Source organism: Arthrobacter sunyaminii, assembly GCF_018866305.1.
Classification (GTDB): domain Bacteria; phylum Actinomycetota; class Actinomycetes; order Actinomycetales; family Micrococcaceae; genus Arthrobacter_B; species Arthrobacter_B sunyaminii.
In genome coordinates this window covers 3,391,353-3,403,305 of record NZ_CP076456.1, presented here as the reverse complement: position 1 = coordinate 3,403,305, position 11,953 = coordinate 3,391,353, and the positions used below count along the sequence as shown (strand labels likewise).

11 protein-coding genes are annotated in these 11,953 nt (G+C 66.2%); 6 read left to right on the top strand and 5 right to left on the bottom strand.

The features are described from left to right. Nucleotides 1-42 precede the first annotated feature (42 nt). A complete protein-coding gene (locus KG104_RS15410) occupies nucleotides 43-1,068 on the bottom strand; it encodes an LLM class flavin-dependent oxidoreductase (RefSeq protein ID WP_104053038.1) in 1,026 nt (341 codons plus the stop codon). Nucleotides 1,069-1,140: 72 nt separating this feature from the next. On the opposite strand from KG104_RS15410, the gene KG104_RS15405 reads away from it, so the two are divergent. Continuing rightward, nucleotides 1,141-1,692 carry an RBBP9/YdeN family alpha/beta hydrolase gene (locus KG104_RS15405; RefSeq protein WP_207347779.1) on the top strand — a complete coding sequence of 184 codons (552 nt, stop codon included), beginning with the start codon at nucleotides 1,141-1,143 and terminating at the stop codon, nucleotides 1,690-1,692. Nucleotides 1,693-1,714: 22 nt separating this feature from the next. Beyond that, complete coding sequence (locus KG104_RS15400; RefSeq protein ID WP_207347780.1) at nucleotides 1,715-2,794, top strand: ATP-dependent DNA ligase; 1,080 nt, start codon at nucleotides 1,715-1,717, stop codon at nucleotides 2,792-2,794. 18 nt (nucleotides 2,795-2,812) lie between these two features. On the opposite strand, the gene KG104_RS15395 is transcribed toward KG104_RS15400, so the two are convergent. Beyond that, nucleotides 2,813-3,910, bottom strand: a complete 1,098-nt coding sequence (locus KG104_RS15395; RefSeq protein WP_207347781.1) for an SGNH/GDSL hydrolase family protein — start codon at nucleotides 3,908-3,910, stop codon at nucleotides 2,813-2,815. Between the two features lie 274 nt (nucleotides 3,911-4,184). On the opposite strand from KG104_RS15395, the gene paaZ reads away from it, so the two are divergent. From paaZ to KG104_RS15380, 3 genes are all read left to right on the top strand, one after another. After that, entirely contained in the window at nucleotides 4,185-6,284 is a 2,100-nt protein-coding gene (paaZ, locus tag KG104_RS15390; RefSeq protein WP_207347782.1) for a phenylacetic acid degradation bifunctional protein PaaZ, read from the top strand. A 104-nt stretch (nucleotides 6,285-6,388) separates the two neighbouring features. Next, nucleotides 6,389-7,915 carry an MFS transporter gene (locus KG104_RS15385; protein ID WP_207347783.1) on the top strand — a complete coding sequence of 509 codons (1,527 nt, stop codon included), beginning with the start codon at nucleotides 6,389-6,391 and terminating at the stop codon, nucleotides 7,913-7,915. Beyond that, nucleotides 7,902-8,471 carry a TetR/AcrR family transcriptional regulator gene (locus KG104_RS15380; RefSeq protein WP_104160315.1) on the top strand — a complete coding sequence of 190 codons (570 nt, stop codon included), beginning with the start codon at nucleotides 7,902-7,904 and terminating at the stop codon, nucleotides 8,469-8,471. Before KG104_RS15385 ends, KG104_RS15380 begins: the two co-directional genes overlap by 14 nt. Nucleotides 8,472-8,494: 23 nt before the next feature. Here the strand turns inward: KG104_RS15380 and KG104_RS15375 are convergent, their stop codons facing one another. The 3 genes from KG104_RS15375 to KG104_RS15365 all read right to left on the bottom strand — a co-directional run bounded on the left by KG104_RS15375 (nucleotide 8,495) and on the right by KG104_RS15365 (nucleotide 11,075). After that, nucleotides 8,495-9,124 (bottom strand): TetR/AcrR family transcriptional regulator, encoded by a 630-nt coding sequence (locus KG104_RS15375; RefSeq protein ID WP_104053031.1) that lies wholly within the window; start codon nucleotides 9,122-9,124, stop codon nucleotides 8,495-8,497. 57 nt (nucleotides 9,125-9,181) lie between these two features. Next, complete coding sequence (gene paaK, locus KG104_RS15370; protein ID WP_104160316.1) at nucleotides 9,182-10,534, bottom strand: phenylacetate--CoA ligase PaaK; 1,353 nt, start codon at nucleotides 10,532-10,534, stop codon at nucleotides 9,182-9,184. Nucleotides 10,535-10,595: 61 nt separating this feature from the next. Next, nucleotides 10,596-11,075 (bottom strand): hotdog fold thioesterase, encoded by a 480-nt coding sequence (locus tag KG104_RS15365; RefSeq protein ID WP_104053029.1) that lies wholly within the window; start codon nucleotides 11,073-11,075, stop codon nucleotides 10,596-10,598. 198 nt (nucleotides 11,076-11,273) lie between these two features. On the opposite strand from KG104_RS15365, the gene KG104_RS15360 reads away from it, so the two are divergent. Next, nucleotides 11,274-11,948: a DedA family protein gene (locus KG104_RS15360; RefSeq protein WP_237688609.1), complete on the top strand. Its 675-nt coding sequence runs from the start codon at nucleotides 11,274-11,276 to the stop codon at nucleotides 11,946-11,948. Nucleotides 11,949-11,953: the final 5 nt, after the last annotated feature.

Here is an 11,953-nt window from a genome sequence, read left to right as displayed (position 1 = left end):
CGCATGCCGGTGACAGCCGGGAACCGCCGGGTGCGGGAGGCATCAGCGCCAGCCGGCCGCCGGCGCGACATGCTTCACGATGTTCTCCAGCAGCTGCACGTTGTAGTCCACGCCCAGCTGGTTGGGCACCGTCACCAGAAGCGTGTCCGCAGCCTGAACCGCGGCGTCCGCGGCAAGCTGGGCGGCAATGACATCAGGTTCGCCAATGTAGCTCTTGCCGAACCGGGCCAGGCCGCCGTCGAGCCGCCCCACCTGGTCGCGTCCCTCGGCCTGGGCGCGCAGCCCGAAATACCGGCGGTCGGTGTCGGTCACCAGCGGAATGACGCTGCGGCTGACGGATACCCGCGGAGTCCCCTCATGTCCCGCATCGGCCCAGGCCTTGCGGAACACCGCAATCTGCTCGGCCTGGAGCTCGTCGAAGGGAACTCCTGTATCCTCCGTCAGCAGGGTGGAGCTCATCAGGTTCATGCCCTGTTCGCCGGTCCACTTGGCCGTCGCCCGGGTTCCGGAACCCCACCAGATCCGTTCTGCGAGGCCGGGGGACTGCGGATCGATGGCCAGTGCGTCGGAACTGCCGGTCATCATCGGATCCGCGTTCGCCAAACCTGCACCGGCAATCGCAGCCCGGAACACCAGCGTGTGCTTGCGGGCCTCATCCGCATCGGTGCTGTCCCCGGTGGGAACGTAGCCAAATGCCTCATATCCGCGCAGCGCGGGCTCGGGTGAACCCCGGCTCAGGCCCAGCTGAAGCCTGCCGCCGCTGATCAGATCCGCGGCCGCCGCTTCTTCGGCCATGTACAGCGGATTTTCGTAGCGCATATCGATCACCGCCGTGCCCAGTTCAAGCCGGTGAGTCCGTGCGGCCATGGCGGACAGCAGAGGGAACGGCGCAGCGAACTGCGGGGCGAAGTGGTGGACCCGAAGGAAGGCTCCGTCAATACCCGCTTCCTCGGCTGCCACCGCCGTTTCGACGGTCTGCAGCAGGGCGTCCCTGGCGGTGCGGACAAAGGAACCCTGCACGTCGCGGTAATGTCCAAAGGACAGGAAACCGATCTTCTTCATGTTCATTGACAGCACCGGTTTCCGAGCAGATATTCCCGGCTGCCGGCTCCCGGCACCACAGGATGAGAGGCGAACAGCATGCACCTGACCATGGTCCCCGGGATCGGCGGCTCCAATGATGAGCACTGGCAAAGCCGGTGGCAGGACGGTGCCCCGGACGTGTCCCGGATTTCGCCGTCGTCGTGGGATGACCCGAACCTGGAGAACTGGATGGACGCGCTCGACGACGCCGCCGGCTCCCGCGGCGGTGACACCATCCTCGTGGCCCACAGCCTGGGCTGCCTGGCCTCCGCCGAGTGGCTGCTGCGCAATCCGAAAGGCGCCCGGGGTGTGCTGCTGGTGGCGCCGCCGGATCCGGCCGAGCCGGCCTTCCCGGACACTGCCGGATCTTTCCGGGACCCGCGGTTGGAGCCGCTTCCGGTGCCCGGACTGCTGGTTGCCAGCGAAAACGATCCCTACTGCACCCTCCCCGGAGCACGGCTGCTGGCCCAGGCCTGGGGTGTCCCCGTGATCGACGCCGGAGCACTGACCCACATCAATGATGAAAGCGGCATCGGGAACTGGCAGCAGGGCCGGGACCTGCTGACCGCGTTTGCCGCGGGGCTGGGCGTTTCCATTCCCCTCGGCTGAAAACCGGGTAAGAATGGGGCCCATGAAACTTCCGGTAATGCCGCCCGTAGCCCCCATGCTGGCCAAAGCCGTGACTGCGCTGCCCGAGGGGGACTACTCCTATGAGCCCAAGTGGGACGGTTTCCGCTCCATCATTTTCCGGGACGGTGATGAGTTGGAAATCGGCAGCCGCAACGAAAAGCCGATGACCCGGTACTTTCCGGAACTGGTGGACGCGCTCAAGGCCAACCTTCCGCAGCGCTGCGTGGTGGACGGCGAAATTATCCTGATCAGCGAATCAGGGAAGCGGCTGGACTTTGAAGTCCTGCAGCAGCGCATCCATCCGGCGGCCAGCCGGGTGAAACTGCTGGCCGAAAAAACACCGGCAGCCTTTGTTGCCTTTGACCTGCTGGCGCTGGACGACACCGGTTTCATGGACCGGCCGTACGCGGAGCGCCGGAGCGCACTGGAAGCCGCGCTTGCCCACGCCGCCGCACCCGTTTATCTGACCAGTCGCACCACCGATCCAGGCACCGCGCAGCGCTGGTTCAGCGAGTTCGAGGGTGCCGGCCTGGACGGCATCGTGGCCAAACCCCTGACGGATCCCTACCAGCCGGGCAAGCGCACCATGGCGAAGTACAAGCACGAGCGGACCGCGGACTGCGTGCTGGCCGGCTACCGGGTGCACAAATCCGGGCCGGACGCCGTCGGCTCGCTTTTGCTGGGCCTCTACAACGCCGACGGCGAACTCACCAACGTGGGGGTGGCCGGCGCGTTCAGCATGGCCCGCCGGCGTGAACTGTTCGCTGAACTGCAGCCGCTGGTGTCGGATTCCGCAGACCACCCGTGGACCGCCGACAAACAGGACACCGGAACGCGCACGCCCCGCAACTCCGAGGGCAGCCGCTGGAGCGGCGGCAAGGACCTGTCCTTTGTACCCCTGCGGCCCGAGCGCGTGGTGGAGGTCAAGTATGACCACATGGAGGGGGAGCGGTTCCGGCACACCGCCCAGTTTCTGCGCTGGCGGCCGGACCGCTCCCCGGACTCGTGCACCTACAGCCAGTTGGAGGAGCCGGTGAAGTTTGACCTGGCGGAAGTGCTGACCGCACCGGCCGGGACGTAGTTTGAGCCTGCCTCTCAGTCAGCGTCCGCGGCAGTGCCCCTTGCCTCCCAGGGCCAGGCGCTCCACGTCCACAGCGGCGGTAATGGCGGCGAAGTAGCCCTCGCTGTATCCGGTGGCCGTGGGATGCAGGGCAAAGGGGCCGTCCGCAAGGATCCAGGGGTCCGGTGAACCGATGCCGTGGCCGGCGAAGGCTTCGGTCACGTCCACGAAGGTGCCGTCGCCCACCTGCCCGGCGACGACGGCGTTGAGCGCGTCTGTTCCGGCGTTGAACAGGTTCTGTGCCTCTACGCTGAGGATTCCCGGTGCGGCGGCCTCGAACAGGTGCGGATAACCGGCCACCACCAGTTCCGCCCGCGGTGCCGCCCGGCGGATCTGCGCAAAGCTGGCCTGCAGCTGGGCAACGACGGCGGTCTCCGCGTACGCCTGTGCCGCCGCCACTGCGGGGGCGCAGGTTTCCGGCAGCACGGGTCCGGCGCAGGCAGCCACCACTGAGCCGAACTGCACGTCATTGCCGCTAATGGTGACGGTGACCAGATCGGTCTGCCGGTTCAGCAGGTTGGCGGAGACGGCGGTGGAGATCTGCTCCGGCAGGTCCACGGGGCCTGCGGGCGGGGCCGGATCGGTGGTCAGTGCCGTGGCGCCGGCGCAGGACTGATCGCTGTCCAGCTCCACGCGCGGCAGGGCGTCCAGCAGGGTCGGATAGCCCTGGGCCGTGCGGCGGCAGGCATCCAGCAGCGGCCCGCCGCCGAATCCTGAAGCGTAGGAGTCCCCAAACGCTACATAGTCAACCGTTTTGTCCCGGCCGTGGTGGCCGCCGCCGTGGCCTTTGCCGTGACCGTTCCCGTGTCCGTTCCCGTGACCGCTCCCGTGCCCCTTTCCATATCCGCCCCGGTGGCTGCCGTCTGCCCGGGCATCGGTGCCGGAGCCGGACACTGTTTCCGCAGCCGAAGCCGGCGCCGCGGTCACGGCGCCGGCAAGGGCTCCGGTCAGCCCCAGCAGCAGGGCGCCAACCAGGCCGGTGCGTCGGAACCGGCCGGCCGGTTTGGATTTCCCCGGTGACCCGGAGGAAGCGGAGAGCGGAGGCAAAACCGTAGTCGGGGAATGAAACTCGTACATGATGCTCCTCAGGGGATGCGGATGTGCGCTCCAACGTAGTCCTGCACAATCTCCGCAGAACACCGTGGGCAGGGTTCCGGCGCACAGAACGGGTAGATTTCCGGTGCCCCGACCCGGCAGGGTGTGCTGCGCCACATCCTGCTGTAGGCTAAATCCTATTACTGAACGTCCGGTCAGTTATCCCGCGGTGGCCTGCCGGCCTGCCGCTGGACCTTTGCACGGACGGGACCGTACCTCAGGTCCCCATCAATGCTTTCGAAAGGGCCAGTCAACGATGACCTCCACAGCCATAGACGTCCGGGTAGTGCCCAGCTACGTTCGGGATTCCTGGTGGACACCGGACCGCTCGGAGCTCACGGCCGCAGGCCCGGCGGAAGTCCGCGATGCCAGCACAGGGGAAACACTGGCCCTGGTCAGTACGGCGGGGCTGGACCTGGCTGCCGCCGTCGAGCACGCCCGCACGGTTGGCCGGAAGGGCCTGCAGCAGCTGACCTTCCACCAGCGTGCCCTCAAGCTCAAGGAGCTGGCCACCTACCTCAACGCCCACCGGGATGAACTCTATGAGGTGTCCGCCCGCAGCGGCGCCACCCGCACCGACTCCCTGGTGGATATCGACGGCGGCATCGGGGTGCTGTTCACCTTCGGATCCAAGGGCCGGCGTGAACTGCCCAACTCCACGGTGCTGGTGGACGGGGCAGCGGAGTCTCTGTCCCGGGACGGCTCCTTCATCGGCGAGCACATCTACACCTCGCTGCCGGGAGTCGCCGTGCAGATCAACGCCTTCAACTTCCCGGTCTGGGGCATGCTGGAAAAGCTCGCCCCGGCCTTCATCGCGGGCCTGCCCAGCATCGTCAAGCCGGCCACGCCCACCGGCTATCTCACCGCAGACACCGTGAAGATGATCATCGATTCCGGCATCCTGCCGCCCGGATCCCTGCAGCTGATCTCCGGTTCAGCCCGGGACCTGCTCGACCACCTGGACTACCGCGACTACGTGTCCTTCACCGGCTCCGCCTCCACGGCCAAGCTGCTGAAGGCCCATCCGAACGTCGCCGAGGGCGGGGTCCGCTTCACCTGTGAGACGGATTCGCTCAACGCCGCCATCCTCGGACCCGACGCCGTCCCCGGCACCCCGGAGTTCGATGCCTTCGTGAAGTCCCTGGTCACTGAAATCACCGTCAAGGCCGGCCAGAAATGCACCAGCATCCGCCGCGCCATTGTGCCCGCTGAGCTGGTGGACGACGTCGTTGCCGCCGCCGGCCGGCGCATTGACCAGCGCGTGGTGCTGGGCGATCCCCGCGCCGAAGGCGTCACCATGGGTGCCCTGGCGTCCACCGAACAGCTTGAGGGAGTGTGCTCCTCCGTCCAGACCCTGCTCGATGCCGGAGCTGCATTGGCCTACGGATCACTGGACGCGCCGGAGGTCCTTCGCGGCGACGGAAGCCGCGGTGTCGCCGAGGACGGAGCGTTCCTGGCTCCCATCCTGCTGACCTGGGCAGACGCCGAAGCTGAGGCACTGCACTCCGTGGAAGCGTTTGGTCCGGTGGCCTCCGTGATCGGTTACGACGACGTCGCTGACGCCGTGCGCCTGGCCGCCCGCGGCAGCGGATCACTGGTGGCCACAGTGTGCACCAATGACCCGGACACCGCCCGCGAGCTGACCCTGGGCATCGCTGGACATCACGGCCGGGTGCTGCTGCTCAACCGTGAGGATGCCCGGAGCTCCACGGGCCACGGCTCACCCGTGCCGCACCTGGTCCACGGCGGACCCGGCCGCGCGGGCGGCGGCGAAGAACTGGGTGGCATGCGCTCGGTGCTGCACCATATGCAGCGCACTGCCGTCCAGGGGTCCCCGAACATGCTCACCGCCCTCACCGGCGTCTGGCACACGGGTGCGGACCGGAACTTCGACGGCACCCATCCGTTCCGGAAGGACCTGTCCGAACTGAAGATCGGCGACGCCGTCCGCTCCGACCTCCGCGAAGTGACGCTGGAAGACATCACGGCATTCGCCAACAGTACCGGGGACACGTTCTACGCCCACACCAATCAGGCAGCCGCCGAGGCCAACCCCTTCTTCCCGGGCATTGTGGCACACGGCTACCTGCTGTTGTCCTGGGCGGCCGGGTTGTTCGTGGAGCCTGCGCCTGGGCCGGTGCTGGCCAACTACGGTTTGGAAAACCTCCGGTTCATCACGCCCGTGGCCGCCGGCGATTCCATCCGGGTCACCCTCACCGCCAAGAAGATCACGCCGCGGGAAACCGACGAATACGGCGAGGTTGCCTGGGATGCGCTGCTGACCAACCAGAACGACGACGTCGTGGCCACCTACGATGTCCTGACCCTGGTGGAGAAGAACCGCAGCACCGACTGATCCGCCGGAGCGGCGGTACTGGGGCGTCCGTGTCCCGTCTGCGGCGTGCACTAACAAACCAAACGTACTTGGTAACGAACCGTTTGGATTGTTAGCCTTGGGGCATGACCTCGATACCCCACGTTCCTCCGCAGGCCGGCCGCAGGGAATGGATCGCCCTCATTGTCCCTATCCTTGCCGTCACGCTCCTCGCCATTGACGGGACCGTTCTGTACATGGCGGTCCCCGCTCTGACGGCGGATTTGGCCCCCACGGCGACGCAGATCCTCTGGATTGGGGACATCTATTCGTTCGTACTCGCCGGGCTGCTGGTGACGATGGGCAACCTTGCCGACCGCATCGGGCGCAAACGGTTGCTCATCATCGGCAGCCTGGCCTTTGGTGTTGCCTCCGTGATTGCTGCCTTCGCTCCTTCCGCCGAGGTGCTGATTGCCAGCCGTGCCCTGCTGGGCATCGCCGGCGCCACAGTAATGCCGTCAACGCTTTCCATCATCCGCAATCTGTTCCACGATCCGATCCAGCGCACGCGGGCGATAGCCATCTGGTCAGCGGGTGCCATGGCCGGCGGCGCCATCGGCCCGCTGGTGGGCGGCGCCCTGCTGGAGTTTTTCTGGTGGGGCTCGGTTTTCCTCATCAACGTTCCGGTGATTGTGCTGATCCTGGTGCTCGGTCTCTGGCTTCTGCCCGAGTCACGGAATCCAAATGCCGGAAAGATTGATCTTCTGTCCGCGCTGCTGTCGGTGCTGGCGATTGTTCCACTGGTTTACGCGATCAAGCAGGCCGTCGGATCCGGACTGGGCTGGCCGGTTCTCGCGGGTGCACTGATCGGCCTGGGCTCCGCCTGGTTGTTCGTTCGCCGGCAGCGCGGTCTGAAGACCCCGATGGTGGACATCAGCCTGTTCCGGATCCCGGCATTCAGCGGTGCGGTCGCCGCCAACACGCTGTCCATCTTCGCGTTTCTGGGCGTGTTGTTCTTCTTCTCCCAGTATCTGCAGCTGGTGCGCGGATACTCGCCTTTCTGGGCCGGCATGGCCGAGATGCCGGCGACCATCGCCTCCCTCGCCGTCGTCGCCGTCGTTGGCCTGGCGCTCTCGAAGCTGGGGCGCGGACGTGCCATCGCCGCCGGACTGTTTGTTGGAGCCCTGGGGCTGGCGGCGCTCGGTGTGACGGAGGGCCTGCCCCACTACCTTGGCATCGGTCTTTCGCTGGCAGTTATTGGCCTGGGAACAGGGCTGGCTATGACACTCTCCACCGATGCTGTGGTGGCGGCCGCGCCGCCCGAACGCGCCGGGGCCGCAGCCTCGATCTCCGAGACCGCCTATGAACTGGGTATCGCTCTGGGCATCGCCGTTCTCGGTTCGCTGCAGACGGCCCTGTACCGGGCCCGGCTTGAGATTCCGGAGGGCACCTCGCCGGAAACTGCGGCAGCAATGCAGGACTCCCTCGCCAGCGCGGCCGGTCGTTTGGGGGACAGCAACGAAGCCCTGCTTGCGATGGCGCAGCATGCTTTTACGTACGGCATGCAGGTAGCCTCATTTATTGCTGCCGCGCTCCTGGTTATGGCCGCAGTCCTCGCCGCTCGGCTGATTCCGTCGGACACCACGAAAGAAGACACTCATGCCATCCACTGAGACAGCTGCCACGCGGGACAAGGAAAGGACCCGGAAATCGATCGTTGAGGCGGCGTCCCAGACGTTGTTTACCCATGGCGGGGGTGTCAGCCTGGCGGATATAGCAGCGGCAGCAGGAGTATCCAAGGGGGCGCTGACCCATCACTTTGCCAGCCGGAACGCGCTGGAGGAAGCAATTCTGGCGGATGTGTCCCAAAAGCTCTGGGATGCCGTGCACGCCCGCGTTGATCTGAGCGAGAACCGGCCCGGGAAGCTGCTGCGGGGCTATGTCCGGGCGCTGACCGACGCGGATAATCCCGCGGTGCGCCAGGTATTTGCCCCCACATCCCTGCTGCTGATCATCGGCAGCACGGAACCGGCCATTCAGGGGTTCCTCCGTGCGGATGCACAGAGGTGGCGGGAAGCATTCGACGCCGACGGGCTGGATCCGGCTACCTCCCTGACCATCCGCTACGCCGCCGAGGGCCTCGCAGGGTCCATCGGGACTCCCTACCTCACCGCGTCGGAACTCCGGACTTCGCGGGCGAGGCTTCTGGAGCTGGCTGAGCCGGAATGACGCGGGTGTGCACCGCACTCCCGTCAGGACCGCGCGTGCAGCCCGTCAAACATGATCGAGATGACGTCATCGGCCAACTGGTCCGGGGAAATGGGGCCGCCGGGCTTGTACCACTCCACAATCGAGTTGATCGTGCCGAAAAGCAGGCGCGTGGTGGTGCGCGGATCGATGTCGCTGCGCAGAGTTCCCTCGCTCCGTGCTGCGTCCACCAGCTTGGCCACCCGGTGGTCGAATTCGCGGCGCCGGGACAGGGCGTCGCGCTCAATTTCGGTGTTGCCGCGCAGGCGCAGCAGCAGCGTTACGAACGGCAGGCGCTCGGTGAGGACCTTGATAGTGCCGCGCAGCACGAACTCCAGCTGCTCATCCGCAGGACCGGTGGAGGCCCGGGCGTCGTCCAGTACTGCCTCCAGCCCGCCGAGTGCGTTTTCCAGTGCCAGGCGCAGCAGGTCCCCCTTGGAGGGCACATGGTGGTAGATCGCTGACTTGGTGATGCCCAGGTTTTCCGCCAGGATCCCCATCGAGGTTGCCTCGTAGCCGTGTTTGTTAAAGACGTCCACGGCAATGGCGAGGACGGACTGCTGATCGTATCCGGGACGGCCGCGGCGGTTGGCGGCGGTGGCAGCGCCGGATGCGGCTGATGGCGTTGAAGGCATGGGGTCCATTTTCTCACGAACGTTCGGCCGGGCGGGCCGGTCCCGGGCGGGCACTGCTCAGCCCTGGACCAGGCCCGCCTCTTTGGCGCGCAGATCATAGATTCGGCGGAGCTTGCCGCTGGAGCGGGCCAGGGTTCCGGGCTCCGCCACCTGGACGGTGCAGGAGGACCCCACGTGGATCTTGATCTGCGTCCGCAGCTCCATGGCGGCGTTCAGGCACTCGTCCGAGGTCGAGTCTTCGCGCCGTTCAATCTTGACCGTGAGTTCATCCATGCGGTCCGGCCGGGTAATCTCCAGTTGGAAGTGCGGGCTCAGCGCGGGGATGCGCAGGGCAATCTCCTCGATCTGGCTGGGGAACAGGTTCACGCCGCGCAGGATGATCATGTCATCGCTGCGTCCGGTGATTCGGCCCATGCGGCGCATGCCCGGGCGTGCGGTGCCGGGCAGCAGCCGGGTGAGGTCATGGGTCCGGTAGCGGATGATCGGCAGGGCTTCCTTGGTGAGGGAAGTGAAGACCAGTTCACCGGGTTCGCCGTCGTCCAGCACCCTGGTGTCATCGAAGGGGTCGATGATTTCCGGGCGGAAGTGGTCCTCCCAAATGTGCGTGCCGTCCTTGGACTCCACGCATTCCCCGGCCACGCCCGGTCCCATCACTTCGGACAGGCCATAGATGTCGCAGGCGTCCAGGTCCATGGACACTTCCAGTTCGTGGCGCATTTCTTCGGTCCACGGTTCTGCGCCCAGGACGGCGTTCTTCAGGGAGGTGGAGCGCGGATCGATTCCCGCGGCCCGCATCGCGTCGGCGATGGTGAGCAGATAGGTGGGCGTGCACAGGATGGTGTCCGGCTGGAAGTCGGAGATCAGCTGTATCTGGCGTTCGGTCTGTCCGCCGGACATGGGGATGACCGTGCAGCCGAGCTTCTCTGCACCGGCGTGAGCACCCAGGCCGCCGGTAAACAGGCCGTAGCCGTAGGCGTTGTGGACCTTGTAGCCCGGTTTAACCCCGGAGGCACGCAGGGACCGCGCCACCAGCGTGCTCCAGCGGTCCAGGTCGCCGGCGGTGTAGCCGACGACGGTGGGCCTGCCTGTGGTTCCGGAGGAGGCATGGATTCTTGCCACCTGCTCCTGCGGCACGGCGAACATGCCGAACGGGTAGGTCTGACGCAGATCCTCCTTGGTGGTGTACGGGAACTTGGCCAGATCTGCGAGCTCCCGAAGGTCTTCGGGATGGACGCCGGCCTCGTCAAATTTCTGCGTGTACAGCGGTACGCGCTCGTAGGCGTACTTCACCGTGTGCTGGAGCCGGGTCAGCTGCAGTGCTTCAATTTCATCGCGGCTCATCCGCTCTTCGGGATCAAGCGACGCCAAGTCTGCAGGGGTGGATTTGAGCAGTGCGGGGGAGGAGGTCATGGAATGCCCTTTGGGTTGGAACGTCATCGTCAAGGAAAGAGCCGCGGCATCGAAGAGGTGGCTAGCTGCGGGAGCGGAAGGCCGGGTTGGGCACCGCGCGCGACCGGCCGCGGAACTCCGCAACCACCCGGCTGCCGCCGCCGGGGCCGGAAGCGGTGATCTCGACGTCGTAAACGCCGCTTCGTCCGGCGGATGCCCGGTGATTGGCCACAGCCCGCAGAGTCTCACCAGGCAGTGCGGAGGAAATGAACGTGATGTCAGCGCCGGACGCGACGGTGATCAGTTCCATCTCCGCGACGCTGGTATCGGCGGGATTACAGGCGAGGGCAAAGGCAGTGTCTGCAAAGGCGAAGACCATTCCGCCGTGGGCAATGCTGAAGCCGTTGAGCATTTCGGGGCGCAGCACCATGGTGATGGTCGCTTCGCCGGGGGCCAGATGCTCCACCGTGAATCCCAGCCAGCGCCCCGCGGCGTCGTGTTCCAGGATCGGATGGTCCAGTCCGTGTTCCTGCACATGAGCGGCAACGTCGATGTCAGCCATGAGACCCTCTCGCTTTATTTACCGAATGTTCATTAGGTAATCCTGTGAGCGAGGTCACTGTCAAGCCAGGTGGTGTAATGCTCCGGCATTTGCCAGGGGCAGGGACACAGTGCCGTACCGTGCCGTAGGTTGAGGAGGTGATAGCTTTCGATGCCGCGGCCGCGGCCGCGGGAGCGGCCTGCCGGGCCGCGTCAGCCGGTGCTCCCTGAATGGCTGGATCCGCAGGTCTTCCTGGCGGATCCGGCGTTGGGGCCGTGGGTGGTGCTGGTGGTCTGCGGCATTGTGTTCGCCGAGACCGGCCTGCTCGTGGGGTTCTTCCTGCCCGGTGACACGCTGCTTTTCACCGCTGGCCTGCTGGTGGCCACCGGAACGGTGCACATCAACGTCTGGCTGCTGGGACTGCTGATTTCCCTGTCGGCGTTTCTGGGCGACCAGCTCGGGTACTGGATCGGCAGGCGGGCCGGGCCCGCCGTTTTTTCCCGGCCCGAATCGCGGATTTTCCGGCGCGAAAACGTGGACCGTGCCGAGGCATTCTTTGCCCGGCACGGCGGCAAAGCCATCACCCTGGCCCGTTTCGTGGGCATCGTCCGGACCTTCACTCCAGTGGTGGCCGGAGTGGGCAAGATGCGCTATTCCGCCTACCTGGCCTTCGACGCGGCGGGGGCGCTGCTGTGGGGGACGGGGTTGACGCTGCTGGGATATGTGCTGGGGGACAGGTTCCCCTTTATCCGCGACCACCTGGACCTGCTTGTGGTGGGCGTGGTCCTGCTGACCGTGGCGACCATTTCGCTCACGCTGCTGCGGCAGGGCAAAAAGGGCCAACGGGCGCCGGGGCAGCCGCTGAACAGGCCCGCGCCGGAGCCGGGCGACTGAACGCC

What these genes read in the sequence shown, in the direction of transcription:
- KG104_RS15375 (WP_104053031.1), bottom strand. Translation starts at nt 9,124, where the DNA reads ATGCCTTCAACGCCATCAGCCGCATCCGGCGCTGCCACCGCCGCCAAC.
- KG104_RS15380 (WP_104160315.1), top strand. Translation starts at nt 7,902, where the DNA reads ATGCCATCCACTGAGACAGCTGCCACGCGGGACAAGGAAAGGACCCGG.
- KG104_RS15410 (WP_104053038.1), bottom strand. Translation starts at nt 1,068, where the DNA reads ATGAACATGAAGAAGATCGGTTTCCTGTCCTTTGGACATTACCGCGAC.
- KG104_RS15400 (WP_207347780.1), top strand. Translation starts at nt 1,715, where the DNA reads ATGAAACTTCCGGTAATGCCGCCCGTAGCCCCCATGCTGGCCAAAGCC.
- KG104_RS15405 (WP_207347779.1), top strand. Translation starts at nt 1,141, where the DNA reads ATGCACCTGACCATGGTCCCCGGGATCGGCGGCTCCAATGATGAGCAC.
- KG104_RS15365 (WP_104053029.1), bottom strand. Translation starts at nt 11,075, where the DNA reads ATGGCTGACATCGACGTTGCCGCTCATGTGCAGGAACACGGACTGGAC.
- KG104_RS15395 (WP_207347781.1), bottom strand. Translation starts at nt 3,910, where the DNA reads ATGTACGAGTTTCATTCCCCGACTACGGTTTTGCCTCCGCTCTCCGCT.
- paaZ (WP_207347782.1), top strand. Translation starts at nt 4,185, where the DNA reads ATGACCTCCACAGCCATAGACGTCCGGGTAGTGCCCAGCTACGTTCGG.
- KG104_RS15385 (WP_207347783.1), top strand. Translation starts at nt 6,389, where the DNA reads ATGACCTCGATACCCCACGTTCCTCCGCAGGCCGGCCGCAGGGAATGG.
- paaK (WP_104160316.1), bottom strand. Translation starts at nt 10,534, where the DNA reads ATGACCTCCTCCCCCGCACTGCTCAAATCCACCCCTGCAGACTTGGCG.